Annotated in this window: 31 protein-coding genes and 3 pseudogenes; 13 read left to right on the top strand and 21 right to left on the bottom strand. The window is 66.3% G+C overall.

Annotation, left to right across the window (positions count from 1 at the left end; all coding sequences use genetic code 11):
* Positions 1-26: 26 nt before the first annotated feature.
* The 3 genes from OG953_RS03510 to OG953_RS03500 all read right to left on the bottom strand — a co-directional run bounded on the left by OG953_RS03510 (position 27) and on the right by OG953_RS03500 (position 4,586).
* Positions 27-1,073 (bottom strand): cytochrome D1 domain-containing protein, encoded by a 1,047-nt coding sequence (locus OG953_RS03510; protein ID WP_405682432.1) that lies wholly within the window; start codon positions 1,071-1,073, stop codon positions 27-29.
* A gap of 85 nt (positions 1,074-1,158) precedes the next feature.
* Positions 1,159-2,460 (bottom strand): Dyp-type peroxidase, encoded by a 1,302-nt coding sequence (locus tag OG953_RS03505; protein WP_405682431.1) that lies wholly within the window; start codon positions 2,458-2,460, stop codon positions 1,159-1,161.
* Between the two features lie 1,205 nt (positions 2,461-3,665).
* The gene (locus OG953_RS03500; RefSeq protein WP_405691580.1) at positions 3,666-4,586 is read right to left on the bottom strand and encodes a pyridoxamine 5'-phosphate oxidase family protein; all 921 of its coding nucleotides are present in this window, start codon (positions 4,584-4,586) and stop codon (positions 3,666-3,668) included.
* 228 nt (positions 4,587-4,814) lie between these two features.
* Between OG953_RS03500 and OG953_RS03495 the strand changes: the two genes are divergently transcribed.
* The 3 genes from OG953_RS03495 (at position 4,815) to OG953_RS03485 (ending at position 7,215) form a co-directional block, all read left to right on the top strand.
* Positions 4,815-5,489: a CBS domain-containing protein gene (locus OG953_RS03495; RefSeq protein WP_405682208.1), complete on the top strand. Its 675-nt coding sequence runs from the start codon at positions 4,815-4,817 to the stop codon at positions 5,487-5,489.
* Between the two features lie 469 nt (positions 5,490-5,958).
* Positions 5,959-6,834 (top strand): universal stress protein, encoded by an 876-nt coding sequence (locus OG953_RS03490; protein ID WP_405682430.1) that lies wholly within the window; start codon positions 5,959-5,961, stop codon positions 6,832-6,834.
* 24 nt (positions 6,835-6,858) lie between these two features.
* Positions 6,859-7,215 (top strand): hypothetical protein, encoded by a 357-nt coding sequence (locus OG953_RS03485; protein WP_405682429.1) that lies wholly within the window; start codon positions 6,859-6,861, stop codon positions 7,213-7,215.
* Here the strand turns inward: OG953_RS03485 and OG953_RS03480 are convergent.
* From OG953_RS03480 to OG953_RS03465, 4 genes are all read right to left on the bottom strand, one after another.
* Positions 7,199-7,519: an integrase core domain-containing protein gene (locus OG953_RS03480; RefSeq protein ID WP_405682427.1), complete on the bottom strand. Its 321-nt coding sequence runs from the start codon at positions 7,517-7,519 to the stop codon at positions 7,199-7,201. The two genes, OG953_RS03485 and OG953_RS03480, sit on opposite strands and share 17 nt — an antisense overlap.
* 4 nt (positions 7,520-7,523) lie before the next feature.
* Entirely contained in the window at positions 7,524-8,687 is a 1,164-nt protein-coding gene (locus OG953_RS03475; protein WP_405691598.1) for an IS30 family transposase, read from the bottom strand.
* Positions 8,572-9,432, bottom strand: coding sequence for an IS3 family transposase (locus tag OG953_RS03470; protein WP_405682426.1), 861 nt, complete (start codon positions 9,430-9,432; stop codon positions 8,572-8,574). The genes OG953_RS03475 and OG953_RS03470 overlap by 116 nt, the downstream gene beginning before the upstream one ends.
* 442 nt (positions 9,433-9,874) lie before the next feature.
* Complete coding sequence (locus OG953_RS03465; protein ID WP_405682425.1) at positions 9,875-10,117, bottom strand: integrase core domain-containing protein; 243 nt, start codon at positions 10,115-10,117, stop codon at positions 9,875-9,877.
* Here OG953_RS03465 and OG953_RS03460 point away from each other — a divergent pair.
* The 5 genes from OG953_RS03460 to OG953_RS03440 all read left to right on the top strand — a co-directional run bounded on the left by OG953_RS03460 (position 10,110) and on the right by OG953_RS03440 (position 12,824).
* Complete coding sequence (locus tag OG953_RS03460; RefSeq protein WP_405682424.1) at positions 10,110-10,412, top strand: hypothetical protein; 303 nt, start codon at positions 10,110-10,112, stop codon at positions 10,410-10,412. The two genes, OG953_RS03465 and OG953_RS03460, sit on opposite strands and share 8 nt — an antisense overlap.
* 205 nt (positions 10,413-10,617) lie before the next feature.
* Entirely contained in the window at positions 10,618-11,049 is a 432-nt protein-coding gene (locus OG953_RS03455; protein ID WP_405682422.1) for a hypothetical protein, read from the top strand.
* A 656-nt stretch (positions 11,050-11,705) separates the two neighbouring features.
* Positions 11,706-11,858 carry a hypothetical protein gene (locus OG953_RS03450; RefSeq protein WP_405682421.1) on the top strand — a complete coding sequence of 51 codons (153 nt, stop codon included), beginning with the start codon at positions 11,706-11,708 and terminating at the stop codon, positions 11,856-11,858.
* A 38-nt stretch (positions 11,859-11,896) separates the two neighbouring features.
* The gene (locus OG953_RS03445) at positions 11,897-12,583 is read left to right on the top strand and encodes a HemK2/MTQ2 family protein methyltransferase (protein ID WP_405691596.1); all 687 of its coding nucleotides are present in this window, start codon (positions 11,897-11,899) and stop codon (positions 12,581-12,583) included.
* A 37-nt stretch (positions 12,584-12,620) separates the two neighbouring features.
* The gene (locus OG953_RS03440) at positions 12,621-12,824 is read left to right on the top strand and encodes a CDGSH iron-sulfur domain-containing protein (protein ID WP_382227231.1); all 204 of its coding nucleotides are present in this window, start codon (positions 12,621-12,623) and stop codon (positions 12,822-12,824) included.
* On the opposite strand, the gene OG953_RS03435 is transcribed toward OG953_RS03440, so the two are convergent.
* The 10 genes from OG953_RS03435 to OG953_RS03390 all read right to left on the bottom strand — a co-directional run bounded on the left by OG953_RS03435 (position 12,804) and on the right by OG953_RS03390 (position 18,332).
* Entirely contained in the window at positions 12,804-13,781 is a 978-nt protein-coding gene (locus OG953_RS03435; RefSeq protein ID WP_405682419.1) for an iron-containing redox enzyme family protein, read from the bottom strand. The two genes, OG953_RS03440 and OG953_RS03435, sit on opposite strands and share 21 nt — an antisense overlap.
* A gap of 455 nt (positions 13,782-14,236) precedes the next feature.
* Positions 14,237-14,410: a CsbD family protein gene (locus OG953_RS03430; RefSeq protein ID WP_114243090.1), complete on the bottom strand. Its 174-nt coding sequence runs from the start codon at positions 14,408-14,410 to the stop codon at positions 14,237-14,239.
* A gap of 16 nt (positions 14,411-14,426) precedes the next feature.
* Positions 14,427-14,864, bottom strand: coding sequence for a gas vesicle protein K (locus OG953_RS03425; protein ID WP_405682417.1), 438 nt, complete (start codon positions 14,862-14,864; stop codon positions 14,427-14,429).
* Entirely contained in the window at positions 14,824-15,060 is a 237-nt protein-coding gene (locus tag OG953_RS03420) for a gas vesicle protein (RefSeq protein ID WP_405682416.1), read from the bottom strand. Before OG953_RS03420 ends, OG953_RS03425 begins: the two co-directional genes overlap by 41 nt.
* Positions 15,057-15,872 carry a GvpL/GvpF family gas vesicle protein gene (locus tag OG953_RS03415; RefSeq protein WP_405682414.1) on the bottom strand — a complete coding sequence of 272 codons (816 nt, stop codon included), beginning with the start codon at positions 15,870-15,872 and terminating at the stop codon, positions 15,057-15,059. The genes OG953_RS03420 and OG953_RS03415 overlap by 4 nt, the downstream gene beginning before the upstream one ends.
* Complete coding sequence (locus tag OG953_RS03410; RefSeq protein ID WP_405682413.1) at positions 15,869-16,324, bottom strand: gas vesicle protein; 456 nt, start codon at positions 16,322-16,324, stop codon at positions 15,869-15,871. The genes OG953_RS03415 and OG953_RS03410 overlap by 4 nt, the downstream gene beginning before the upstream one ends.
* Positions 16,325-16,406: 82 nt before the next feature.
* Entirely contained in the window at positions 16,407-16,658 is a 252-nt protein-coding gene (locus tag OG953_RS03405) for a gas vesicle protein GvpG (protein ID WP_189281227.1), read from the bottom strand.
* Between the two features lie 9 nt (positions 16,659-16,667).
* Positions 16,668-17,381, bottom strand: coding sequence for a GvpL/GvpF family gas vesicle protein (locus OG953_RS03400; protein WP_405682412.1), 714 nt, complete (start codon positions 17,379-17,381; stop codon positions 16,668-16,670).
* Positions 17,382-17,384: 3 nt separating this feature from the next.
* On the bottom strand, positions 17,385-17,849 hold the full coding sequence (locus OG953_RS03395; RefSeq protein WP_124718923.1) for a gas vesicle structural protein GvpA: 465 nt from the start codon (positions 17,847-17,849) through the stop codon (positions 17,385-17,387).
* 87 nt (positions 17,850-17,936) lie between these two features.
* A complete protein-coding gene (locus tag OG953_RS03390; RefSeq protein WP_382302671.1) occupies positions 17,937-18,332 on the bottom strand; it encodes a gas vesicle protein in 396 nt (131 codons plus the stop codon).
* 467 nt (positions 18,333-18,799) lie between these two features.
* Here OG953_RS03390 and OG953_RS03385 point away from each other — a divergent pair, with 467 nt between their 5' ends.
* The 4 genes and pseudogenes from OG953_RS03385 (at position 18,800) to OG953_RS03370 (ending at position 20,923) form a co-directional block, all read left to right on the top strand.
* The gene (locus tag OG953_RS03385) at positions 18,800-18,955 is read left to right on the top strand and encodes a DUF6131 family protein (protein WP_405682410.1); all 156 of its coding nucleotides are present in this window, start codon (positions 18,800-18,802) and stop codon (positions 18,953-18,955) included.
* Between the two features lie 61 nt (positions 18,956-19,016).
* Positions 19,017-19,250: pseudogene (locus OG953_RS03380) on the top strand (LLM class F420-dependent oxidoreductase); the annotation flags it as partial.
* A 91-nt stretch (positions 19,251-19,341) separates the two neighbouring features.
* On the top strand, positions 19,342-19,815 hold the full coding sequence (locus OG953_RS03375) for an NAD(P)/FAD-dependent oxidoreductase (RefSeq protein ID WP_405682408.1): 474 nt from the start codon (positions 19,342-19,344) through the stop codon (positions 19,813-19,815).
* Positions 19,816-20,626: 811 nt separating this feature from the next.
* Entirely contained in the window at positions 20,627-20,923 is a 297-nt protein-coding gene (locus OG953_RS03370) for a hypothetical protein (RefSeq protein ID WP_398634886.1), read from the top strand.
* A 179-nt stretch (positions 20,924-21,102) separates the two neighbouring features.
* On the opposite strand, the gene OG953_RS03365 is transcribed toward OG953_RS03370, so the two are convergent.
* The 3 genes and pseudogenes from OG953_RS03365 to OG953_RS03355 all read right to left on the bottom strand — a co-directional run bounded on the left by OG953_RS03365 (position 21,103) and on the right by OG953_RS03355 (position 23,294).
* Entirely contained in the window at positions 21,103-22,152 is a 1,050-nt protein-coding gene (locus OG953_RS03365) for an SRPBCC family protein (protein WP_405682407.1), read from the bottom strand.
* A 6-nt stretch (positions 22,153-22,158) separates the two neighbouring features.
* Positions 22,159-23,043: a histone protein gene (locus tag OG953_RS03360; RefSeq protein WP_405682405.1), complete on the bottom strand. Its 885-nt coding sequence runs from the start codon at positions 23,041-23,043 to the stop codon at positions 22,159-22,161.
* A gap of 7 nt (positions 23,044-23,050) precedes the next feature.
* Positions 23,051-23,294, bottom strand: a pseudogene (locus OG953_RS03355) (gas vesicle protein GvpG).
* A 515-nt stretch (positions 23,295-23,809) separates the two neighbouring features.
* On the opposite strand from OG953_RS03355, the pseudogene OG953_RS03350 reads away from it, so the two are divergent.
* A pseudogene (locus OG953_RS03350) lies at positions 23,810-24,028 on the top strand (IS30 family transposase); the annotation flags it as partial.
* 113 nt (positions 24,029-24,141) lie between these two features.
* Here the strand turns inward: OG953_RS03350 and OG953_RS03345 are convergent.
* Positions 24,142-24,588: an SRPBCC family protein gene (locus OG953_RS03345; RefSeq protein WP_405682404.1), complete on the bottom strand. Its 447-nt coding sequence runs from the start codon at positions 24,586-24,588 to the stop codon at positions 24,142-24,144.
* Positions 24,589-24,691 lie beyond the last annotated feature (103 nt).

Here is a 24,691-nt window from a genome sequence, read left to right as displayed (position 1 = left end):
GCACGGTCCGGTGGGGCGTCGCGCGGTCAGCTCACCGCCACGCCGTAGGGGCTGGCACCGAGAGTGACGGTCGCGACGACCTTGTGGGAATTCGGGTCAATGACCTTGAGGGTGCCCGCTCCCTGGTTCGTGACGTAGATCGCCTCGTCGGTGACCTCCAGGTTGAACGGGTCGGTGCCGGGAGGGCCCAGGGCAATGGTCGAAGACACACGGTGGCTGCTGGTGTCGATCACGGACACGTTGCCCGGACCGAGGTCGGCGGAGTAGGCGAAGCGTCCGCCGGGCTCGACCGCCACGTCGAAGGGGCCCTCGCCGACGGACACGGTGGTCGCCTTGCCGGTACGGGTTGCGACGGCGAGGACGTGCGCTGCCACCTCGTCGGCGACGTAGGCCGACTTGCCGTCCGGGGTGATGGCGACGCCCACCGGCGAGCGCCCTGCGGGGAGGGTCCGGTCGACCCGGCGCGTGCGGGTGTTGATGACCGACAGGCTGCCGGACCCGGAATTCGCCACGTAGGCCGAACCACCGTCAGGACTGAACGCCACGTTCACCGGAGACTTGCCGACCGGGATGGTCGCAGCCACCCGGTTGGTTCGGGTATCGATCAACGAGACGGTGTTCGAACCGCCGTTGGTGACGCAGAGGGAGCTGCCATCGGGGCTGAGGCCGACACCGGTGGGGCTCTTTCCGACCGGCACGGTTGCGACGATCTTGTTGTTCCGGGTGTCGAGGACCGAGACCCGGGCCGACCCGCTGTTGGCGATGTACACGTGCCTGCCGTCCTTGGCGACCGTGACGCCTTCGGGCGCCACGCCGGCCGGTACGGTCGCGACGACCTTGTAGGTACGGGCGTCGATCACCGAGAGCGTGTCGTCCTGCTGGTTCGTGACATACACGCGGCCACCGGCACCGGCGTGGACGGGCGCGACCGGCACGGCGGAGTCCTTGCGGACCGAGGCGGCGGGCGTACAGGAGATCAACAGGATCCCAAGGCCGGCCGCGAGTGCCGGCCGGAGCGTCCTGCCGGGGCGCCGGCGGCCGCCGCCGGCTCGGGTCCGCAGGGCAGAGAACATCTCGCCTCCTGTGCGCATTGCGATGGTTCGGTCCGGGGCCGGGCGGGGCGGCTTCTCGCCGACGCCGGCCGGGGGCAGGGAAGGATCAGGTCAGGAGCCCGCGGGCGTAGTAGTCCTTCTCGTCCCGAACTCCGGGAAGTGCGAAGAAGTAACCGCCGCCCCGGGGGCTGATGTACGGCACCAGTGTTTCGTCCTCCAGCCGGGTCTGCATGGCGACGTAGGTGTTCAGCTCTTGCTGGAAGCAGACGAACGCATGCCCCATGTCGAGTTCCGGCGGGTTGGGGCTCCGGTCGTAGTCGTAACTGCGACGCAGGATGGTGCTGGTCGCCGCGGTCTGCGGGGTCTGGGGATTGGCGAGGCGGATGTGAGAATTCAACGGGGTGATCAGGCCTTGCGGGTCGTTGGTGTAGATGGGGTCGAGGAGATCCGTGACGTTCTCATCCACGGCGTACATGGGGGCGCCACTCGCCTTGCGGCGGCCGAAGATCCGCTCTTGTTGAGCAACGGGCACCTTCTGCCACGCCTCGATGAAGAAGTGCACGATACGCACCACGTGGTACGTGCCGCCCGCGGCCCAGGCCGGTTCGGCGCCCTTCGGCTGGACCCAGACCACCTGATTCATCTGGGCGTCGTCGGTGACGGTCGGGTTGGAGATGCCGTCCTTGAAGCCGAACCAGTCACGCCGGACGCCGACGGGGCGCTCCGGATTACGCTGGCCGTCAATGCGCCAGCGCAGCTTCATCGCGGACTTGGTGTGGGTCAGGATGTCGAGCAGCGCATGCACCGTCGTGTCGCGGTGATCGGCGCAGATCTGGATCAGCAGGTCACCCTGGCTCAGCGCGGGGTCCAGGTCGTCGTGACGGAAGGGCGTCATCGTAACGAGCTGGACCGGCTTGCGCGTGCCCAATCCGTAGCGGTCGTCGAAGAGGGACGCGCCCACTGCGACTGTGAGGGTGAGACCATCCGCCACGAACGTGGGTCCCATGATGCCGTTGTCCGATGGCGTTGCGGTCGGCGGCACCTCCGGTGGCCTGCCGCCCGCCGTGAGGAAGCGGGCCCGCGAGGTCAGCGTGCGGAACAGGTCGGTGAGCTCCGCGCGGTCGGAAGCGGTCACGTCGAACGAGACGAAAATCCCGTCCTGTTGGGGCGCAGTCGCGATCCCTGCCTGGTGATAGCCATGGAAGGGGATCACACGGGATTTCGGCTGCGCCTTGACTTCGGCCACCGGGACGGCAACCGCCGCACCGCCGCCCAAGGCGGTCCCGCCCGCCGCTCCGGCCACGCCCGCGGCGGCGCCGTGCAGAAACGACCGCCGGGCAAACGCACTCGCCGGGCACCCTTCGCCGCTCCACCCGTCCTCCAGGTTCGCGGAGGTCTCGTCAGTCATGGTTCCCCTCAGGCAAGGAGCCAGGTGGCAAGCCGTACGGCGCTGCCGCGATCGGATTCCGTGAGCCGGCCCCGGCCGACAGGCGCGCGACCACACGCGGCAGCTCAACCAGCGTCGGGATTGCGGCCAGATACATAACTGTTCCGCAAAACGTAATATATTGGACGGGCGCGCTCGTGCCACTTGGAGAGACGCCGCTTGGTCAACCCCTTCGACCACCGACGTCGCGCCGGGGCGCGGCCCGTCGAGCGCGCGGCGGCGAGCAGGCCAGGAACTCCGGCATCACACTGAAATCCCAGAACGTGCCCGTGGACGACGGTCTGTCACCGCGGGCATGACCTGCCGACCGACACCACCGGTGCGACCCGTCGGCCCCGGCCGACGGTTGCTGTGTGACGGCGATGACCCCGCTGGTGTCAGCCCTGTTCTCGTATAGCTAATCCGTTGTTAGCGGCCCCACGGAGCAGGCGTTGAATCCGGTGCCGTTCGTGCAACGATGCCGATCGCATAGCGTCAGTTCTCGTTGCCCGAGGGGACGTCGAAGGGATGCCTTTCGTATAGCTGGCACGCAAAGCCTGGCCGTAGACCGACAGCCTTCGACGTCCCCGGTTCCCCGTTCACCGTCGGGCGGGAAGTCACCACACTGACTCGTGTTCCTCATTAGCGTTGGCGTGACGAGCCCACCACACGGAGATCTCTTCTTACGCGCGAGCCGTATGAGCTCCTGCTTAGACCGGGGCCCGCGTGGTGCGCGGACGTCGGGCGGAAGCGCCACGGCCGAATGTTGTGCAGTGGCGGTGTCACAACTCCGGCTGAGCCCTGCAGAAGCGGCTCTTCCAGGGGCAGGGGCCGCTCGGCTATGGCGGATCTCTTCCTGCCCACCAGCCGGGGCGGCTGCTCTCGACGCCCGTTCAACCGGGCGCGGCAAGGTCACCCGACGCGGAGTCGGTTCTGCCAGCGCGGAGCAGCTGGTTGCCGAGGTCGATCAACGCCCGGCCGGCCAGCGCTCCGCAGCTCGGCCCGCGACCTGGTTTCGGCAAGCCGAGGCCAGGCCGTCGCCAGCCCGCCGAGCCGATACGGGCCGGGTCTGTCGGCATTCGTGCCCGACAGCGCGCGCAGATGCGCGTCCACGTTGGCGACCTCGCCGGCACGCGGACTTCGTGGTCGTGGAATGCCCGCCGGGTTCGCGGCAGTCCGCTGTCAGGTCATTGATCAGCCGGACTGATGCGCCGCCCTGTGAGGCGCGTGGGCCGGATCGACACCCATGTGTTGCGTTCGCCCCCTGCCCAAGGCGTGGTATGGGCGCGATCGGCAAGCTGCCGCAGTGCGTCGGGCTCTGTAACGATCCGCGCAGGGCCTACGGCAAGCACGCTCCAGCCCTGGCTCATGGCCTCGTCCACGTGGTCGACCTCGAATGCGACATCCGTTCCCCCGGCTGTCGCAGGCACTGAGTCAGGCGCGGTCCGAAAAGCGATCGTGCCATCGATGACCTCGTAGTTCACTGGAAAGACTGCCGGGCCATCGGGTGTCGACACCGCGATGCGTCCTACGCCGTGCGTGGAGAGCCGGGCGCGGCATTCGTCGGGGTTCAGGTCCTGCAGCCGGGGGTGCAGGAGCGCCTGGCCCTGGCCGGGTGGCAGATCGATGCCGCCTCCGCGCAGGGCTGCGACGGTGGTGCCAAGTGCGTCGGCCAGGCTGATGAGACTCGCCAGACTCGGGTCAGCCGGCCGTTGTTCGAGGTATGCCAGGTAGTCCGGCGCCATTCTGGCGCGGCGGGCTGTTTCTGCGCGGCTGAGCCCCTGTCGCTCGCGTTCCATGGCCACGCGCCGGCCGATGTCGCCGGGGTTGGGTGCCCCATCGAGCCGGACCCCGGCGGACTCGGCACCAGGCTCGGCCAAGCCCGGCCGGGACGGCTCGCGGGATCTGCCACCCGGCCTGTGCTCAAGGTGACGGATATGGGCGTCGGGCCCGGGGAACACGAGCGTCACCTGGTCGGTATCCGACCAGTGCACGTCGTAGGGAGGGGTTCCGTCCTCGTGGTGGAGTCCGACAATCTCGCCGTCGCGCCTGCTGGCGCCGGTGGCCGGGCTTTCGACAACAAGTTGATCGCCGAGGTGAGCTCGCATGATCGCCGCCGTTTCCTCATGATGTTGCTGTACCCAACGTGCCACGAGTGGCGTGTCGCCGCACGGGACGAGAAACCGTGATTCCGCAGGGCCGAGGGAGCTGGTATCGGGCCCACTGGTCCACCGACGAGTGGGGCCGGGCCACCTGCGCGGCTCGCGGGCGAGCAGGTCCTGACCCGCTCGGCACATGACCATTACCAGCCGTCACATCCCGAAAAGAGAAGCCGCATGCACCACCGATCGGTCGCAGAGCTCATGACCAGAGACGTCGTCCGGGCACGGCGTGACCTGCCGTTCAAAGAGATCGTCAAGCTGCTGGCAGAGAACGATGTCACAGCGGTACCCGTGGTCGATGAACTGGATCGCCCCATGGGTGTCGTGTCCGAGGCCGACCTGCTGCGCAAGTCTTCCGACCAGGTCGATCCGTCGGGCCGGACACCGATTCCGCACCTGGAGGCGTGGGAGCGGGCCAAGGCCGAGGGGGCCAGGGCCGAGGAACTGATGTCGGCTCCCGCCGTGTGTGCGCGTCCGGAGTGGACCGTGGTCGAGGCTGCCCGCCTCATGGAGGTACAGAACGTCAAACGGCTGCCCGTCGTGGACGAGACGGACAAGTTGCTGGGTATTGTCAGCCGTCGTGACCTGCTGCGGGTCTTCCTGCGCCGCGACGACGCCATCTACGAGGAAATCAACCGGGACGTACTGCAGCGGACGATGGGTCTGGCCCCCTCGGAGGTGACGGTCGAAGTACGTCAGGCACAGGTCGTCCTCGGCGGATCCGTCGAGTTCAAGAGCCTGATCCCCATCATCGAACGGCTGTGCCGGAGCGTTGACGGTGTGGTCTCCGTCGCTGAGCGTGTCGCCTACCGGACCGACGACATCCGGACTTCCCGCACCGACACGTGAGACATTCGGGCCCCCGTAACCCGCCTCACCGCGCACCGCGACGGCAGGGCAGTCGGCACCGGCCCACGGCAAGGCTGACCGAGCACGGAGCAGGCCCGCGAGGAGGACTGGCTCGTCGTGCCGGATTGCCTTGCTGGCAGCCCGTTCCACCCTTTCAGGGAGCGCCCCGCAACCCGTCGATGCCCCATCACCAGGGGAATGACCACCGCTCTTCCTCCTTGTGCGGATTCCGAGCCCCTACGAGTCCTGCCACATCAGGGTCCGCATGCGAGACCAGGAGATTTGCGGTACTTCTCGTAATGAGGAGAAGCCGGGCTCGGCGCGTCGGCGCGGATGTTCACAGCATCGATTGCCTCTCACCCTCGTCTGTCCGGTCCCAGACAGACGGCACAGGGACGGTAGAAGGCTGGGCAGGCGGACTTGTTCGCCTTTATTCCACCCTGAGACTTACGAGACGGAGGCAGTTGCCATGGAGCCAGTCGTCACCGTGGGCCTCGACGGCTCACCCGAGAGCCTTGCCGCTGCCCGTTGGGCCGCCGACGAAGCCGAGCGGCGCAAGCTCACGCTGCGTCTGCTGCACGCGTGGCCTCTGCTGGTGCCGGAACCGACCCGCGTTCCTGCGGAGATGGATCAGAACTACTGGGCGAGGCGGATCGTGCACAAGGCGCGGGCGGAGCTCCAGGCCCGCCACCCGGGCCTTCCCATTGTCGGCAACCTGGTGGCCGACGACGCCCAGCACGCGCTGCTGCGAGCGGCTTCGGAGTCCGAGATGATCGTGCTCGGTTCGCGCGGACTGGTGCCCGTCGAGAGCTATTTTCTCGGAGATATCAGCATGCCTGTCGTGGCACGGGCCGACGGGCCGGTGGTCCTGGTACGCGCCGAATCGAGCGAGCAAGGGCCGCAACCTGCTCCAGCTGTGGAAGGCGGCGTGGTGGCGGCACTGAAACTGCACGGCCCCTGTGATGATCTGCTCGAATTCGCTTTCGGTACCGCCGCAGCGCGAGGCGTGCCTCTTCGAGTCGTCCATGGCCAAAGCCTGCCGCTGGTCGCTTACGCGCCCTGGGGCGTGGATCACGACGTGACGGAAGAAATCACCCAGGACGCGCAGAAGCATCTCAACCAGATCCTCCGCCCCTGGCGTGACAAGTTCCCGCTCGTGGAGGTGGGCGACAGCATCGCTCTCGAAAGCCCCGCCAAGGCTGTCGTACGGGCCGCCCATGGCGCCGGGCTGCTGATTGTCGGCCGACGCAAGCACCGCCCCGCCCTGGCACCACACCTGGGCCCCGTGGCCCAAGCCGCCATTCATCACGCGCGCTGCCCAGTCGCCGTCGTCCCTCACGACTGAGATGAGCAACCACGGCAGCCGATCGTGTCGGTACATCAGGCCGGCGGGTCCGTACCCGAGACCCGCACCTCGATCGAGTTGTCCGTCGACGACCGGGCCAACAGGCAGGCGCTGTTCGAGCGGCGGTGCGGCACGCTGGCCATGACCGTCACTCCGGGCGCGTTCGCCTTCGGGCTGCGGCTGGTCGCCTGGGACGGCACCGCACTGGACGTCCCCGACACCCCGGCAAACGCCGCCGAGTTCGGCTTCACCGGAAGGGACGGAGTCAACCAGAGCGGACACCCGCAGGTCCGCTTGATGGCCCTGACCGAATGCGGCACCCACGCCCTGGTTGAAGTTCCCCCTGATCTTGGACAGCGGGTGCTTACGCTGCGGGGGTGAAGTCTTGCTGCAGCCTGGCTCGGGTTTCGAGTGGGGTGAGGTACCCGAACTCGGGGTGCTTGCGGAGCCTGGTGCGGTTGTACTCGACCTCGATGAAGCGGAAGACGTCGGCGCGGGCCGCCTCGCGGCTGTCCCAGACGGCGGTGCCGATCTCCGCTTTCAGCAGGCCGAAGAAGCTCTCGGCTGCCGCGTTATCGTAGCATATGCCGGTTCTTCCCATGCTCTGCCGCAGGTTCAACTCCCGTAGTTCCTGGCGGAATTCGCCACTCGTGTATTCACCAGGTTCAACCAGTGGATGCAACACCGGCTTATTTCATCGATAGTAGATGGTCGTTGAGGGCCTCGGCGGGCGTCTTCCAACCGAGGCTCTTCCGGGGCCGGCTGTTGAGCGTGGCAGCGACCGCCTCGATATCCTCAGCCGCCCATCGAGAAAGGTCAGTTCCCTTCGGGAAGTATTGGCGCAACAGGCCGTTCGTGTTCTCGTTGGTGCCGCGCTGCCAGGGGCTGTGCGGGTCGGCGAAGTAGACCGGGATGCCGGTCTCGATCGTGAACTGGGCGTGTGCCGACAGCTCCTTGCCGCGGTCCCAGGTCAGCGACCGCCATAGTTGCCCGGGCAGGGTGCCGACCGTTGCTGCCAGCGCGTTCTTCATCGTCACCGCTCCGTAGCCGGCCAGCGGCGGCCCGTTCTTGGTGCGGGGAACCGTGCCGTAGCCGTCCTCGCGGGGAAGGTGGACGAGCACCGTGAACCGGGTGGTGCGCTCGACCAGCGTGCCGATCGCCGACCTCTCCAGTCCGATCAGAAGATCGCCCTCCCAGTGTCCCGGAACGGCCCGGTCGTCGGCTTCGGCCGACCGTTCACTGATCAACACCTCGGGCGTGACGTGGGCCCACGACGTCCGCTTGGACCGAGCTCGGGGCACCCGCAGGGCCCTGCCGGTGCGCAGGCAGGCGACGAGCTCGCGCTTGAGCGTTCCCCGGCCTTCGATGAACAGGGCCTGATAGATCGCCTCGTGGCTGATACGCATGGACTCATCATCGGGAAAGTCGACCTTCAGCCGGTTCGCGATCTGCTCCGGACTCCACGCCATGACCCACCGGCGGTCGCCGCGGTGCGGCTTGTTCCTTCCCTTCCACCGCGGCCCCTCTGGCCCCATCATCGTCCCGTCGGGGCGGCTGACCTGGCCGGAAAGCCTTTCCTGTACGTAGTCGCGCAACCGGTCGTTGGCCGCCAGTTTCGCGGTTTTCGGGCGCCGGGCCACCAGATCGGCCTTCCACTGGGCGACCGAAGCCCTGTAGTCCAGCCAGCCGCCACGAGTCGCGGCGTTGCGCCTCAGTTCCCGGGACACCGTCGAAGGATCACGGCCAAGACGTCGCGCGGTCTCCCGGACCCCGATGCCCTGCGCTTTCAGGATCGCGATCTCTTCCCGCTCGTGAAAGGACAGGTACCGGCCGGACTGCGGAGCAAGATCCATTGGTGGCATGCCGCCACCGTGGCGGAACCATCTTCCCCCCGCCGCTCGGGATACGCCGACCGAAGCTGCCGCCTCCTCCGGGAGCAGTCCCTTCGCGATCTCCCGCCAGAACTGACGTTCCGCTTCCCGCCGTAGCGCCGGCGCACCTGGTGACTTCATCGGCGAACGCCCGGTCAACGCTGCCATCCACCCTGCTGGCCTGCCCATCAACATCTCCGAGGACGAGGTGTTGCAACGACCGGTTGAATCCGCCCTCGCTTCCGCGGTCGGTGTGCATGATGCAGCCGGGCTGCAGGCCTCCACGGCCGGCGGCCATCCGCAACGCGTCGGTGACCAGCTCGGCACGATGGTGACCGGCCATCGCGTACCCGATGACTTCGCGGGTCGCCAGGTCGATGACCGTGGCCAGATACCACCAGCCCTCGATCGTCGGCAGATACGTGATGTCCCCGACCAGCTTCGTGCCGGGCCGGGTGGCGGTGAAGTCGCGGCCGACCAGGTCCGGAGCCGGTGCGGCCTTGGTGTCCTGCTGCGTCAGGTGGCGGCGCCTGCGGCGGGTGACGCCGCGGATGTCGCGCTCGCGCATGATCCGCTCGACTTTCTTCCGGTTGACCGCATGGCCCTTACGCCGCAGCGCGGCGTGCACGCGCGGGGCACCGTAGGCACCCCGCGAGGAGGCGTGGATCTCACGGATCTCCTCGGTCAACTCGTCCTCGACGCACTGCCGTTCGGCCGCTGCCGGCATTGCTGGTCAGGCGCCCTTTTTCTCCTGTCTAGAAGAAGCCGAGCTTCTTCGGTGAGTACGACACCAGGAGGTTCTTCGTCTGCTGGTGGTACACGGCCCGTACCTGTGCTGACCAGCGAAAACGATCGCCTTGGTGATCTCTGGTTGGGACTTGGCCCGGGTGTGGCCCGGATCTTGGATCAACGGAATGCTCGATGGGCGGTCCGCATCCCCGCCGGTCAAGGAACGGGAGTTCACCGCGGCAGCGACCTTCATCGCCGGCCCGGATCTCGACTGCCCGCTCGGCTCGGGCATCACCCTGCCCGACGGTACATGGCTTGTGCTCGCCGTCGCGCAGCAGACCCCCGCCCCGATCGGCACGGACGCCTCGGGCTGGCACGAGCAACAGCGCCACGGAGCGGGTAGCAACAGCCTGTGGGGCTCGAAAAGTCGTCGCTGCAGGTCACGCGGCGTATCGATACTCGTTGATGATGCCGCCGAGGACCCTGGTGCGGAGCAGGCTTCGGTCGTCGAGGTCGTGCACGATTGCGGGCTGCTCGGTCGCGCTGGGCGGTAGCTGTTGCCGGGATTGGTGGGGCCGGTGTCCGTTGTAATGGTCCTGGTAGTCAGTCAGGACCTTCCTGGCGTGGCTCTCGCCCGAGGTCAGGACGTGGTCGGGGGCCTCGCGGCGGATGGTGTTGATCACGCGTTCGCAATCCCATCAGGAGGCCAACGAAAGCGCACACCGGTCCTTCCATCCCGACGAGTACGCGCCGAAGCTCGGCCCCGGCAGGAAGATTTCCAAGGAGGAAACCGAGGAGGTCCCCGGCAACACAGTCAAGAGCACACATCGCCCGGGTCAGGAACGCGCCGGGAAATCCGGCGAGAGCGGTATGCGCGACACCGGCCCCTGGGGCCGGTCCCAACGCCCCAGCGGCACCCGGGACGCCTCCGCATCCACGGGAGTCGACCCGCAGGAACCGCGCTCCGACTCCGACTGACCCCATCGATCCCAGACAACACTGTTCGTGCCCCGCCGAGAGTCGTACGTCGAAGCTCGCGACACCACCAAGTTCCGAAAGTGACACGCTGGTGCGGGGAGCCCGCAACCTGCTTCTCGCCGTGCCTGACGTCGCGGTCTGAGTTTCCTGCGCTTCTATCTATGGACTTGGTGTGGTTGTACGCCGCAAATTCCCGGAGCACGCCATGGTCGTTATCCTGGGGCTCATCATCCTGATCGCCGCGGTAGTCGTCGCCGTGGCTGGCGTTCTCACCAATTTCTGGCAGGCACACCATCTCACCGACGGCTTCTCGGTATTCGGCTACGTGACCGGTTCCACCGGCACGCTATTCCTCTACGGCATCGCCGTCGGGGCGCTGGCCGTCTTGGGGCTGAGCCTGCGCATCGCCGCTGTACGCTGCCCATCCCACCATGCCAGAACCTCGCGCCGGGACCTCGGACAGCCCGGCCGCCAGTCGGTCGCAGATCGCAACGACGCAATCGGTCACCGCCAGGCTGGCCGCGCGGAGACTGCACGTGCGCGGGGGAGTGACCGACCTTCCCGGCGTACATCCACGAGTTCAGCGACTGACGCACAACGCAAGGACGAGAGCGATGACCGCGGAACCCACCCCTGAAGGCCCCGGACCCGTCCCCAGCCGGCCGGATCCGGTGCCGCACGACCCGCAACGTCCGTCCGAACCAGGCCCCAGCGAACCTCAACCCCAGCCAGACCCCGAGCCACCACCGGGCCCCGGAACCCGCCCGGTCCCCGAGCCGCCTGACTGACCGGGGCGCTACGGTCCTTCTTTCCATTCCTTCTTTCTCCGGAGACTCGTGAGCGTGACGTCCTACCGATTGCGGCCCCAGAGTGATCGGCGCAAGGTGGATACGTCAGGGCCTTTCCAGCGAAGGGCAGAGTCTTCATGGGTAAGGGAGAGGCGAAGGCGAAGAAGGTTAGACAACTGAAGGAAACCGTCGGCGGGACGACAAGGGCCCGCAGGCAGAGGGACGCGGCGAGAAAAGACGCTCAGGGCAGATGCCCGCGGCAAAGACCGCTGATGGAGACGGTCGGCCCCCGGTCGCAGAGTGGGCCAGGTACCCGGACCGCAACCGGGCTTGTTGTGCGGCTGTCATGGCGCGTATCCGCTCGAGGTTGCCGGGTGCAGCTGAGGATACGACGCCGACCGGGCTGTGACGGTCGCACGGACGCACGACCAGTTCCGCTGGCCGGCCGACGGCTGGAAGGCCAAACCAGAGCTGCCCCAGCCAGATTTGCCAGGTCCCCCAGTTCGTGCTGCCGGACGACATTGCGGATTCCATCCCGTGCGGTGACGACGTCGACACCTTCGTCGTGGCAGCCGTAGCGCGTCTCACCGAAGCGGGCTTGACGGAGATCGCCTTCGTTCAGGTCGTCGGTGACCATCAGTCAGCGGCCTTTTCTTGACTGGGAGGAAAGGAAAAGAGCCTGCTACCCGCCCTGCGATCTCTGAAAGACGGGCACGACAGTTGAAGTTCCTCAAGCCTCCGGGTGTCTACGCGCCGCAGGAAGACACAGTCATGCTGGTATCCGCTCTGCGGCGCGAACATCCGTCACCTGGAGCCGAGGTGCTCGACGTGGGTTCCGGTACCGGTGCAGCGGCGATTGCTGCCGCCCGCTTCGGTGTTGCCCGCGTAACCGCCATCGACACGTCGGCCGCGGCGGTGCTCACCACACGACTCAACGCACTGCTGTCCGGGTATGCACGGGTGATCCGGACCAGCCGGGGCGACTTGACGGAGCCTGTAACCGGCCTGAGGTTCGACCTGGTGCTGGCGAACCCGCCGTACGTACCGTCCGCGAACGCCTGCCTACCGCGTCGCGGTATTGCTCGGGCCTGGGAGGCGGGGATCGACGGCCGGGCGGTGCTCGACCGGCTCTGTGCCAAGGTCCCCGCTCTGCTGCGCCCTGGAGGTGTGCTGCTCGCGGTCCACTCCGCACTGAGCAACCCCGCGATGACCCTGGCGCGGCTGGCTGAAGCGGGACTGGGCGTGGCCGTGACCGACCGCCGGTTCGTTCCCTTCGGACCTGTCCTGCGAGAACGGGCCAGCTGGCTGGAGACCCAGGGCCTGATCGAGCCCGGCCAGGAGAAAGAGGAACTGGTGGTGATCCGTGCAGAACGGCCGTACTGAACCGGAGACCGCACCTCGGGCAGCTGCACGCCGTGTCATGCAAGAACCGGGCGGACCCATGCTCGTAGAGGGGCCTGTCGAAGTGGTCCAGGAGGACGGCACCATTGCGCGCTCGGACCGGCCCGTTGTCGCACTGTGTACCTGCCGGCGGAGCCTCATTTTCCCTTGGTGCGACACGAGCCACCGCGGCCGGAAGAGGCCGAAAGCCCCACCGCCGGCCTCAGAGCGGCACACAGACTGAGGACTCGCCGCCCCGCCATGCGCCGAGCAACTGCTCCCCGAACCGGTCATCCAACCATCCGGTGGCCGCGATACCGAGGGCGACGTCCTGTGCCAGATCCGGCTCCTCCTGGAGCAGACCGGCGACGACCTCATGCCGTACGAGCTGCTCATGCACGGCATCGGCCTCCACATGCTCCGCGTAGAAGCGGATGGCCGCAGGCCCGGCACCGGCCCGCTTCAATGCCTGAGCGAGGCGCCGCGACCCCGGTGGCGACGTGGTCTCCACCGAGGCGAAGTGACCGACCAGCGCACCACGGTGTGAGCGGTGAAGCCCAAAAAGTGACATGAGGTTGACGGTCGCGAGCATCTGCCGAGAGCCGGCGTCGAGGTAGCGCCCATACGAGGTGTCCAACTGGAGGTCCGCCATCAGATCGGCGAACAGCTTCGAGTGGACCTGTTCCGCCCGTCCCGCTCCGAATTCGTCGTACTCCACAGCAGCCATTCCTGCCTTGGCCCGGCCCGTCAGGCGCGGGATCACCCACACGTGCGGATCGGCCTCCTTGAGGTGATATAGCGAGCGGTGGGCGGCATACTCGCGCAGATGCCACAGCTCGCCCTCGTCCCGCAGGAAGTACGACACGTCGTCGCCGTCCACCGGCTCCAGAACGAGTTCGTCCAGCGCGCTGCCGACGTCCTCGGCCACCGGCACGTCAGCGCGCAGAGCCGCCATGAACTCCCGCTCCAGCGCGGCGCGCACCCTGAGCAGTTCCGGATCCCACTCCCAGGCGCCGTCCACTCCGTCGAAGCCGCGGTAGTGCAACTCGTAGCAGAGGTACAGGGCGAGCTGCAGGTCGTCGCCGTACGGATCGGCACCCGCTACCAGGGACGTGTCCGGCAGGCTGCGCCGACCCGGTTCCCGGCCGAGCGCCTCGATCAGAGCGGCAGACACCTCACCCCGGGTCTCCGGGAGCCTCATCACGGTGCTTCCCTTCCTTGGCATTCGTCTCCATCGCCCTTGCGACGGGTCTCCCAGCTTCGCGTTCCACTTCGTCCACATCGGAATCAGGATCGCTCACAACCAGGATTTCGCATCGAGTAGAGAGCGGAGAGCTTCGCCACGGCTTCGGACTCGGAGCAGCCCACAACGGGGGATTCTGACAGGCGTGTGACTTCCCGTACCCCTCGGCGTTGAGAGAAACGGGCGGCCAGTGGTTACGGAGACGTTCGCCGGGCACATTCGATTCAGCGGCCCGTTGCATATCCGGTCCACCCGGGCATACATGAAGTGAGCGCAGACAAACTCGTACACCGGCGCGCACTGTCCCGCCGCCACCTGCATGCATCGATTGCAGCGAGCCGGCAGTTGTTCCGCTGGACACCGGCCCGCCCTTGTTCGGAGTGTGGCAGCGAGTCAGTGCTGCATGTCTCCCTTCAGTGCCTGAAGGTGTCCTTGCCCTTCTCCACTGCCTGCTTCACTTTGCCCTTCATCTTTTGGGCCCTCCCCTTTCCCTCCAGGCTTTCGTTACCCACGGCCCGCCCGACCGTTTCCTTTGTTTTCCCCTCCGCGATTTTGCCAATATTCTTGGACTTCTTTCCGATACCCATGACGTTCTCCCTGGGGTCATTCAGGTGGTGGCAGCAGAGATCCGAGAGGTCCGAGATCCAAGTTGAGATCTTGCATGGAAAGGTCGTATCGAGAGCAGAGTTCAATCATACGACTGTGCAGAATCATCAAAGTTGCTCCGAGGCGTTCCTCCTGTTCCTCGGTGAGGTCTCCTGCGTCGACGCGCTGAAGGGCCTGGCGTTCCATGAGCTGTCGTAGCAGCTCGACGAGTGTGAGTACGAGTTTGATCAGGTCCCGTTCCACCGTGTCCGGGTCAGTAGTGATCCGGTGGGCGGGCCTTCGCACCTCCGCACCGCCCCGGGGCAGGATGTCCTGCGGCACTGCGGGAAGCATGCGGAAGGCGCGGGCGGCGGCATCGGCGATCTCGTCGAGGCGGCTTCCGGGCGGACGGTCCTCACCTGTCACGGTCGTCTCCTGTGGGTGCTGAGATGGCATGCCAGGGGGAAGGATTCTGTTCGCTGATGGAGACGATCAGCGCGCGCAGCGATATGCGTACGAGGTCGATATCGGCGATGGAGAGCACGACGTCACCGGTCAGGACCACCCCTCCGCTGAGCAACCGGTCCAGCAGGTCGATCAGTGCGATCTGCCGTTGCGGCAGCGGCTCCTCCGGCCTGCTCGCCGCCCTCACGGCGTGGTCCCCTTCAGCGGTTCGGCTTCGGCGAGGGTGGCGAAGGAGTACGGGGCCCACGGCCCGGTGACTTCGACGCGTACCCCGGGTAGTCCTTCCGCGGCCTGCATGACATCGGCGCGGAAGTCTTCGGCCTGTTGCAGCGGCACAAGGTAGGCGTCGTTGATGACGTTCTCTCCCGGCCCGCGGGCGAGTTCGCCTTGCTGCGGCCGGTGCTGGACGCGATCAACCGCATAAGCGCGGGCGGCGGCCTCGACCCGTTCGGCTGCCTGTTCGGCGCCCCGATAGGCGTCTTCGCGGGCGTGTCGCTGTGCTCTGCGCTGGCTGAGGTAGGCCCGCCCGGGGCTCAGACCCGCATCTGTGGGTGGGCCTGCTGGCCTCTCGGTCTCAGCGGCCGCTTCGACATAGATCTTGACGCCCCACTCCACCTGCGCTGCCAGGTCGGTCAGTCTGCCGGCAAACGCCTCGTGGCGGGCCCGGAGCATGAGTCGCACCCGCTCGTCGTCGAGGTATACCGTCGCCAGACGCAGTGGCAGGACGGGGGTGCGGGCGGCCAAGGCCTCTATCACCCGGTGATGGGCGCGGGCGACTGACTCCAGCCAGTCCAAGTCCTCAAGATGCGCTCGCAGCGCGGCTTCTTGGAAGTCTCGCTCGGGTACCGGGCTCACGGCGACCACCACATCGTCGCTGTGTTCTACACGCACTAGATGCACCGGCGCCTCCGCCACTCCAGGGAGCCCGGATAGAGCTTTTTCCAGCGATCCGTCGGCATCCCGTGCTACGGCGTACGCATAGGAGACCGTGGCGGTCATGGCTCGTCCCGCCTCTCGCTGCGGGGGCTGGGCTCTGCTCGTTTGGTGTGTGAGGTGCGTGAGGTGCGCCGGGGAGCCGCAGCGCGGCTCTCCTCGTCCTTGACCCGTGGCAGCTCACGGTCCTCGCGCAGCGCCGTGATTTCAGCCTGCAGCCGTTTGTTCTCCTCGGCGAGTGAGCGGTAGCCGTCGTTGGCGCGTGACGACAGTGAGGGATCGTGCTCCCACCAGTCAATGCCCATTTCCTTCGCTTTGTCCACCGAAGCGATCAGTAGGCGCAGCTTGATCGTAAGTAGTTCGATGTCCAGGAGGTTGATCTGGATATCGCCTGCGATGACGATGCCTTTGTCCAGGACGCGCTCCAGGATGTCGGCGAGATTGGCCGAGGAGCCCTGGCCATACGGGGCGGACCTGGACGGGAGGTCGCCCAGCCTCCTGGCGACGGGTTCGGTCACGGCCGCTGCACCTCAATTCCCTGGTGTCCCGGAGCTTCGACGGGAGCGCGTGGCAATGCGCTCGTTCCACCGGCTGCCGCGATCAGGTATCGACGCCCTGGGCATGGGCCCTGATCTCGTCCAGCCGGTCCAGCAACTCGTCCTCGCGCCGGTCGAAGGTTTCCTCGTCGATGTCTCCCGCCACGAGCGCTCGCTCAAGTGCGGCGAGTTCCCGTTCGACGGGTGCTGGGTCGTAGTACTCGTTCTCCGCGGCCTCGACGACGCGTTCCATGACCCAGGCCACGCCGCGCACCGGCGCCAGCGGAAGAGTCGCGAGTTGAGTCAGCAGTCCCATGAGGACTCCTTAGACGAAGCTGTAGGCGGGCAGCGGGCCGACCAGTCGCAGGTCGAAGTCCTCGCCCAGTTCCTTGGCGATGTCCTGTTCCGCGCCGAGGAAGGTCTTCTCGTTGTCCCCCTCCACGAGGAAGGACACATTCAGGAAGTCGTTCCCGGTCGGCTGCGACGAGCGTTCTTCCCGCGCGAGTCCGCGCAGCGCATCGAGGACTGCGACGGCTAGCCGATCCTGCCGCGCTTGCACTTCTTGGGAGACCAGCTCCCCGAGGGCGAGCGGCAGTTCCGGGCTGCTGCGGCCGCTTCTGATCTCCTCGTTGAGCTTGCGCGCCTCGTCGGACTCCTGAAGGATTTGGCGCAACAGCGCATCCTCGTCCTGGGCGGCCTTCAGGTGGTATTCCACGCAGCCCTCCAGCGCCCGCAAGCGTTCGCTGAAATTATCCGTACCGTCCTCCAGGACCGCTCGTACAGCGTCGTCGTCCGTGGTGGTGAAGCCGAACTGAAGCGGCAAAACGGTCCCGTTGGCCATCAGTTGTTCCTGGACGGCCTGGTGTGCGCTGAGGTCTCGGCGTTTGGGACGCAGCTCCTCGGGCGCGTCGCTGACGACCGCGGAAAGCATTTCGGTGCGCACCGTGCGGAGGGTCGCAGGCGGGTCCCCCACCCCGTGGAGGCCGTCCAAGCGCTGGGGATGGGTGGCCCTGACAATGGAATACACGTATACGGCCATGGTTCACTCCTCGCGGCGTCGGGCGGCAGGCCGACGCCGCGGCCGCTCCCGCCTCTCCTCGGGCTCCTTGCGCCTCTTTTCTGACTGCTCGGCCTCCTCGTCGTCATGTCCTCCCTTCAGGGCATCGGTCAGCACGTCAGCGGCCCCGCTGAGAGCACCCTTGGCTTTCCCATGCGCACCGCCCTCGGTCACCTCGCCGACCAGGTCGGTCAGCTGAGACGGAGCCTTGCGACCCTCCTCCAGGTCGAGGCGGTTGCAGGCCTCCGCGAAGCGCAGGTAGGTATCCACGCTCGCCACGACGATGCGGGCATCGATCTTGAGGATCTCGATGCCCACCAAGGACACACGTACAAAGACATCGATCACCAGGCCGCGGTCCAGAATCAGCTCGAGGATGTCGTAAAGGTTCCCCGACCCTCCTCCACCGGCCCTGGAAATGGTTCCTCCGCCCTGCGGCACCATAGTCATGGTGCCTCCTTTCAGCAGCTCACCCGTGGCTCCGGACGAGGCCGTTTCCGTTCGACCGGCGAGCGGTGCAGCAGTGGTATTCCGGCCCTAGCCACGCGGGTCGATCTGGGCTCGGGTGTAGCGGCGGGTGCGCTCGTACGCCAGCAGTTCGCCTTCCTCGTCCAGCGTCACCCGGTAACTCGCCATCACGCTGGTAGTACCGGGGATACGCTCCAGCTCCAAAACTTCCACGTCCGCCTGCCAGCCGCCCTCCGTCGGCTTCACTGCCGAGACGGACTCGGGTGCTCGCCCCAAAAGCTCCTGGAGCTGCTCAGCCGCATACCGCATGGCCCGCGGGGCCGAAACCCGACGGACCGCACGCTTCGTTTCGCTCGTGCGGCTGCTGGCCCGTCCGGTGCTGGTTTTTCTGGCGGTCTTCTTGACGGGCTTCTTGCTGGACGGACGCCGGACGCGCCCTGTCTCGTCCTCTTCGCCTACGGCCATGTTCCCGCTCCGGAATCGGAGACGACATGATGCCCGCGTCACCTTCACAAGACGCCGTTCCATGATATACGGCCTGGGCTGACCGCATCTCGGAGCTCGCACATTGCTTCAGCGCCGGGCACAGCCTCCTAACCACGCGCCGTAGCCCCCACTGGCTGCATAGCGCCATCGCTGCCGCATGAGAAACGCTGTGAGTGGTGGGGTGGTGGGCAGGCTATCCCCCAAGGAAGGAATCGCTTCCACTGAGGCCCTGGGCGCTGATGACGAACGCAAACGGCGATCAGTATCATGCGCGTTTCGGAAGTGGTGGAACGCCGGCGTTCACTCTTGTTGACCTGTTCTCCGACGGCCCACCGTCGGAGAACAGGTCACGGCAGGCGCATGTGTCCATTCCCTGAGCAGTTGCCCTTGCGGTGTGCAGGGATCACAGTAAAAAAGAGAGGGCATGTGCGAGATCGGAGCACATCGTGATCATTCTCGGTGTTATTTTGCTTGTCGTCGGGTTCGTGACCGGGATCTCCATACTGTGGACAATCGGGATTGTTCTCGCGGTTATCGGGGTTGTCTTGTGGATCCTGGGGTCGCTGGGGCACGCGGTCGCTGGTCGAAGGCACTACTGGTAGCCCGGCAGAGTCTCGCCACTCAGCGACTTGTGGAGGTGTTTTCTGGCCTTTGGTTGGAGGCGGCCGCAGCTTTCAGGTACTGCCGACCCCGAAACACTTCGAGCAGGCCTCCGAACTGGTCACCGAAGGAATAGTCCGTGACAACGTCGTCTGCGGCGACGACGTGGATGAGCATGTGCGGGCGGTCCGCGCCTATGTGGAGGCCGACTTCGACGAGGTGTACGTCAACCAGATCGGACCGAATCAGCAGGGGGTCTTCGGCATCTACAGCACCAGCGTCCTGCCTCAGCTTCGTGATGGCTGCAGACTGATTCATGACCCCTCCTCCGTCACGACGTGGACAACGGGGCACTCAATGTCCCGGTCAAAGCGGAAGCCGAGGAGCCATGGCTACAGAACGCCGGACTGTTGACGAGTCGTACTGGATCGCCACCACGCCGCGTACCGGCTATCCGCCCCCCAGCACCGACCTGACCGCAGACGTCGCAGTCATCGGCGGCGGCATCACCGGCCTCTGCACCTCATGGGAACTGGTCCGGGCGGGTCTGGACGTTGTCGTCCTGGAGGCGGACCGGATCGCCGCGGGCGTGACCGGATACACCACGGCCAGACTGACAGCTGCGCATGGCTTGGTGTACGCGCAGTTGGAAGCGAAGCACGGCGCCGGCAGCGCCCGGCTGTACGCGCTATCACAACAGGACGCGCTCGACCGGACGGCCGCTCTCTGCGCCGAACAGAACATCGACGCCGACCTGGAGCACGCACCCGCCTACACCTACACACGGGATCCGCAGCACATCGATGAGGTCAGGGACGAGGCAGAGGCCGCACGGCGGGCAGGACCGACGCGTCCTTCGTGACCGACACGGATCTGCCCTTCGAGGTGGCCGGTGCAGTACGCGTGGCGGGGCAGTTGCATTTCCATCTGCGGAATTTCCTGCTGTCTCTGGCTGAGAAGGTCGTCGCCGCAGGGGGGATCTGCGAGCGCACCCGGGTCACCGAACTCCACGACGGCTCCCGCTGCCGTCTCTCCGTCGAGGGCGGCCTCACGGTTGAGGCACGCGATGCCGTTGTCGCGACGCACTACCCCGTCTTCGACCGCACGCTGCTGTTCACTCGGCTCAAGCCGAGGAGGGAACTGGTGATCGCGACACCGGTAAGGCCTGAAGACGTCCCCGCAGGCATGTACATCACACCAGACGGCGTTCGTTCGATGCGCAGTGCGCCCTACGAGGAAGGTCGCCGGCTGCTCATCGTCACTGGCGAGTCGTTCGAACCGGGGGCAGGAAAGTACGGGAGAGGTCCGCGCGCCTCGACGCCTGGGCCGGGGAGCGAATGCCGGGGTCCGCGGAGGCGGATACTGCCTATCGCTGGGCAGCGTAGGACAACGACTCGAGCGATCACCTGCCGTACGTCGGACACGCCCACCCTGGCACTCAGCACGTCTTTGTGGCCACGGGCTTCGGCGGCTAGGTCATCTGCCAGGACCGTGGTTCCACCTACGCCGAGGCCGCACGCGCGGCGGCACCGCAGGCCGTCCAGGTCGCGGACGCCTGGCACCTGTGGAACAACCTCGGACAGTAGCTGTGGAGAAGACCGTGCCAGGACACTGCAAATGCGTTCGGTCCGCGTTCGCCGATACGGGCCCCCTCTTCCGAAGCGGAGCCACCTTTGGCCCCGAACGGAACCAAGGACGTCAACGGCCGTCCGCGCCGCATCGTCGCCGGTATCCGCGAACGGCGCCAGGCCGTGCACGAACTCCTCTCCCATGGATGCCCGTTGCGTGGAATCAGCCGAGATTTGCAGCTCGACTACTACACGGTCCGACGCCATGCCAGAACTCCAGATGTCGACGATCTGCTGGTCCAGGTCACCTACCGCCGGACGCTGCTGGACGACTTCATGCCGTACATCTACAAGCGGTTCGCTGAGGGCTGTCACAACGCCGGCCAGCCAGATCTTCCGTGAAGTCCGCGACCAGGGTTTTCGAGGCGATCCGCCCCCGCCGCACCGGCCGATGCGCAAGCCGCGCAAAGTCCTGCGGTGGATCACGACCCATCTGGACAGATTGCGGCCCGACAAGATTGGTGGTCTGCGGCCCCGAAACGGGGTAGACCCCCTGCCTGAAGTCGACGTCAGTCACGGCGTCACCTCTGTCGCCTTTGCTTCCTGGAGGGGGTTACGTCCTCTTCCTCTCCTTCTTCCCCTTCTTCTTCCTCGTATTCGCCTTCTTCTTCGTCCTCAGGCTCGTCCTCGTAGTCTTCGTCCTCAGGCTCGTCCTCGTAGTCTTCGTCCTCGGGCTCGTCGTCCTCAGGCTCCTCCTCGTATTCCTCGTCCTCGGACTCCTCGCCTTGTGCGTCCTCCTGCTCGGCGGCCTCTTCTCCTTCCATGGCGTCTTCGTGGGACACGACGACTTCACCGTCCCGGATTTCACCGCGCCAGCCCTCGGGCTCTTCCTGAGCGAGGGAGACGTATCGCTGAAAGTGCTTGAAGTCGAGTCGCATGCGGCGCCCTTGGGCGCGCCACAGGTTGCCCGTCTTCTCGAAGAACCCGGACGGGTAGTACTCCACGACCAGGACGATTCGAGTCAGGCTGGGTGCCAGCTCATGGAAGCTGACCGCACCACGGGTAGTTCCCTTGGCTCCCTCGGACGTCCAAACGATGCGGTCGTCGGGAATCTGTTCCTGGACAGTCGCTTTGAAGCTGCGCGAGGAAGGGCCGACTTTGACCTTCCAGTCACTGGACATCTCATCGCTCTTCGAGACGTCGCGAACACCCTTCGCGAAGCTGCTGAACTGGTCGTACTGCGTCCAGTGGTCGTACGCGACACGCAGGGGCACTCCCACATCGAGCACCTCGATGATGTTCATGACCTTGCCGCCGCTCGACTTGCGTTTCCCCTTTCCGCCGCCGAACGCTTCCTTGACCTTCCCCACGACTTTGTCCTTGACGCCCTTGGCTTTCTCCCCGACGAATGCCTTCAGCGGGGAGTCGCCCTGGAGAATACGGGAGCCGATCGCGGGAAGCGATCCACTCTCGGCCACATCAGTGAGCTGCCCAGTGACATCGGTCAGTTTGTCGCCCGCCTTCTCGGCGAGCCTCTCCACCTGTGCACTGAGGAAGTTGGACGCCTCTTCGCGAAGCCGGTCCGCACCCGACATTTGTGCCGTGGGCTGGTCTGTTTCCGTCCTGGTCATGACTGGCTACCTCCGACGATCGGCGCGCTTGGACGCTGCTCGCTTCGACGACGTCGTCTTCCGGGCGGCGGACTTCTTGGCCGGAGCAGTTTTCTTCGCAGCCGTCTTCTTTGGCGGGGCCGTCTTCCGGGCGGCGGACTTCTTGGCCGGAGCAGTTTTCTTCGCAGCCGTCTTCTTTGGCGGGGCCGTCTTCCGGGCGGCGGACTTCTTGGCCGGAGCAGTTTTCTTCGCAGCCGTCTTCTTTGGCGGGGCCGCCTTCCGGGCGGCAGACTTCTTGGCCGTCCGAGGCTTCTCTCCTTGGGCGGGAGCGGCCTTCTTGCGTTCCGCGCCCCCTCTAGGCTGGGCGCGACTGCGGCGCCGCCTCGGCTGCCTCTCTTCCGGCTCTTCCTCTTCCTCTTCCTCTTCCTCGTATTCCTCTTCCGGTAGTTCCTCCTCTTCCTCCTCTTCCTCAGCCTGGCCCTCTTCGTACTCGGCCTCCGGCTCTTCCTCTTCCGGTTCCTCCTCTTCCTCGTACTCCGCGCCTCCCTCTTCCGGCTCGTACTCCTCCTCGTCCCCCTCTTCCTCCCCCTCATCCTGCTTCTCACCGAGCCGCGCCGTGCGGTCGCTGATGGCGTCAGCCAGCGAACTCATGCCCCGATCGGCGGCGGCAGCCACTGCCTTACGGCCTGCGCCGAAGACTTCCCCTTTCAGCTGCTCCTGCAGCTCGGCGAACTGGGGAATCTCTCCGAGTCTGCGCATCCCTTCGGCGGCAAGCTGGCGGGGTTCAAGGCCGAATCGTCTCCCCGCCAGATACGTCGCAATTGTCAGCGCCAGCCGGCCTTTCTTCGTCCGGCCCAGCACATAGCCGCCCACTACTGCGGCCGCGAGGGTCACCTTGGCTGTGTCATCCATGAGTGCGTCACCTTCGATCGTTCGGTGCGGGGCCGACCTGTGCAGCATGCAGCCGGTCGAGCAGCCTTTCCTCTTCCCGGTTCGAACTCCTCCGTGCTGATATCTCCGTCTTCAAGCTCCCGGTTTAGTACAGCCAGCTGGGCACGGAGCACTCCTGGGTCGTGCAGCTCGCGCTCGGCAGCGTCGTTGAGCTTCTCCGCCACCCAGATCACTCCGCGGACCGGTGCGTTGGGGAGCGTGATCAGTCCCATGTGAGACTCCGGCGGCCTGCACGTGAGTGCCTGCAGCGGCGACGAAGTTGCAACAAGGCAGCGGGCCCGCAAGACGCAGCTCGACGTGTTCGCGGTCTGCGCTTCCGAATCGCTCCGCCGCGCTTCGGAAGTCGTCGTTTGCGCCACGCGGCTGTCGTCGAAGTTTTCCCGCCGCGCGGCCGACGTTCTTCTGCCATGCATCCAAGTCTGATCGGTATCGGGCGCCTCGCACCTTGAGGAGTTGTCGGGCGCACCAGCCGGGGTGGGCGACTGTTTTGGTGATCGGTGTTTTGGCGGTGTAGCGGACGACGGTGCACGAGCCCATCCTTTGCATGGCTGCGGGGTCCAGGTGCCGGTCGTACGGTCAGGCTGCCGGCCGGGTGTACGAAGGGCTGTTCCACGGCTGTGGTCGTGGCGTGTGCGAGTCCACGCCGGGCAAGGGCGAGACAGACGCTCCGTGTAACTGCGGCGCGCGACGTTGCAGCCAGGAGCACCACTCTCGTCGCCACCTGACGGTCGAGCGCTCCACCCGCTATCTGATGCTCGTACATCTGCCGCGCGGCCACAGTGTCCTGGCCACCCGTAACGCTCTCGCCGCGACGGTCCAATCCCTTCCGCCGCACCTGTGGCTTTCCCTGACCTGGGACCAGGGAGTGGAGGTGGTGGCCGCCGAACTCAACAGCCGACCACGAAAGACGCTCGGCTGGGAAGCCCCAGCCGAGCGTCTCGCTAAAGCTACTGGACTCAGTCAGCTGACCAGCAGTGTTGGGACGACCCCTCGAATCCGCCAGCCGCCGGGCATCGGTGGGAAGACGAACTGTTGGGGCTGGTCCTCCCGTCCTGTCTCTTACCCCGTGTCCTGGGGCATTCCTTCGACGACTTCCGCCAGCCGTCGCAGCATGCTGCGGTGCCGGATCTGCGCAATGGCGTCGAGAACTGTGTTGTGGAGACTCCCTCCCAGTCCGCGCAGCGGATGCTCGTCGAGAATGACCAGGGTCTTGTCGCCCCACGGCCGGATGTCGAAGGCGATCCGTGCCGTACCCAACGGCCCTCCGTGCGCTTCGAGTTCCAGCGCGCGCGGCGCGTCGAGGCGACGGACCGTCGTGCGTCCGTCGAACTCCTTCGGCCCCACACGCACCGTGTATTTGATCGACGATCCGACTTCCGGCCAACGCCCGTCGCCCGGGCCGGAGTCGAAGGTCCCCACCACCCAGTCCGTGTAACGGCTCTCGTCCTCCAGAACCGCCCAGAGTACGGACGGTTCCCGGGCGATGAGCTGATGACGTACAGCCATGTGTGCTCCCATCCGGGACGCTGAATTCCCGACCCTGGTAGCGATCTGCGGGCCGGGCACCAACATCCGCATCGAGCATGCGGCACCCGAGCACACCGAGGTC

The organism is Streptomyces sp. NBC_00057 (genome assembly GCF_045041165.1).
Classification (GTDB): domain Bacteria; phylum Actinomycetota; class Actinomycetes; order Streptomycetales; family Streptomycetaceae; genus Streptomyces.
The sequence above is the reverse complement of the archived record's forward strand: the minus strand, read 5'-3'. Positions and strand labels throughout refer to the sequence as shown.

Excerpts from the sequence above, each read along its gene's own strand:
- OG953_RS03510 (WP_405682432.1), bottom strand. The coding sequence starts at position 1,073 with ATGTTCTCTGCCCTGCGGACCCGAGCCGGCGGCGGCCGCCGGCGCCCC.
- OG953_RS03505 (WP_405682431.1), bottom strand. The coding sequence starts at position 2,460 with ATGACTGACGAGACCTCCGCGAACCTGGAGGACGGGTGGAGCGGCGAA.
- OG953_RS03500 (WP_405691580.1), bottom strand. The coding sequence starts at position 4,586 with ATGCGAGCTCACCTCGGCGATCAACTTGTTGTCGAAAGCCCGGCCACC.
- OG953_RS03495 (WP_405682208.1), top strand. The coding sequence starts at position 4,815 with ATGCACCACCGATCGGTCGCAGAGCTCATGACCAGAGACGTCGTCCGG.
- OG953_RS03490 (WP_405682430.1), top strand. The coding sequence starts at position 5,959 with ATGGAGCCAGTCGTCACCGTGGGCCTCGACGGCTCACCCGAGAGCCTT.
- OG953_RS03475 (WP_405691598.1), bottom strand. The coding sequence starts at position 8,687 with ATGGATCTTGCTCCGCAGTCCGGCCGGTACCTGTCCTTTCACGAGCGG.
- OG953_RS03470 (WP_405682426.1), bottom strand. The coding sequence starts at position 9,432 with ATGCCGGCAGCGGCCGAACGGCAGTGCGTCGAGGACGAGTTGACCGAG.
- OG953_RS03455 (WP_405682422.1), top strand. The coding sequence starts at position 10,618 with ATGGTCGTTATCCTGGGGCTCATCATCCTGATCGCCGCGGTAGTCGTC.
- OG953_RS03440 (WP_382227231.1), top strand. The coding sequence starts at position 12,621 with ATGCAAGAACCGGGCGGACCCATGCTCGTAGAGGGGCCTGTCGAAGTG.
- OG953_RS03435 (WP_405682419.1), bottom strand. The coding sequence starts at position 13,781 with ATGAGGCTCCCGGAGACCCGGGGTGAGGTGTCTGCCGCTCTGATCGAG.
- OG953_RS03430 (WP_114243090.1), bottom strand. The coding sequence starts at position 14,410 with ATGGGTATCGGAAAGAAGTCCAAGAATATTGGCAAAATCGCGGAGGGG.
- OG953_RS03425 (WP_405682417.1), bottom strand. The coding sequence starts at position 14,864 with ATGCCATCTCAGCACCCACAGGAGACGACCGTGACAGGTGAGGACCGT.
- OG953_RS03415 (WP_405682414.1), bottom strand. The coding sequence starts at position 15,872 with ATGACCGCCACGGTCTCCTATGCGTACGCCGTAGCACGGGATGCCGAC.
- OG953_RS03405 (WP_189281227.1), bottom strand. The coding sequence starts at position 16,658 with ATGGGACTGCTGACTCAACTCGCGACTCTTCCGCTGGCGCCGGTGCGC.
- OG953_RS03400 (WP_405682412.1), bottom strand. The coding sequence starts at position 17,381 with ATGGCCGTATACGTGTATTCCATTGTCAGGGCCACCCATCCCCAGCGC.
- OG953_RS03395 (WP_124718923.1), bottom strand. The coding sequence starts at position 17,849 with ATGACTATGGTGCCGCAGGGCGGAGGAACCATTTCCAGGGCCGGTGGA.
- OG953_RS03390 (WP_382302671.1), bottom strand. The coding sequence starts at position 18,332 with ATGGCCGTAGGCGAAGAGGACGAGACAGGGCGCGTCCGGCGTCCGTCC.
- OG953_RS03375 (WP_405682408.1), top strand. The coding sequence starts at position 19,342 with ATGGCTACAGAACGCCGGACTGTTGACGAGTCGTACTGGATCGCCACC.
- OG953_RS03365 (WP_405682407.1), bottom strand. The coding sequence starts at position 22,152 with ATGACCAGGACGGAAACAGACCAGCCCACGGCACAAATGTCGGGTGCG.
- OG953_RS03360 (WP_405682405.1), bottom strand. The coding sequence starts at position 23,043 with ATGGATGACACAGCCAAGGTGACCCTCGCGGCCGCAGTAGTGGGCGGC.
- OG953_RS03345 (WP_405682404.1), bottom strand. The coding sequence starts at position 24,588 with ATGGCTGTACGTCATCAGCTCATCGCCCGGGAACCGTCCGTACTCTGG.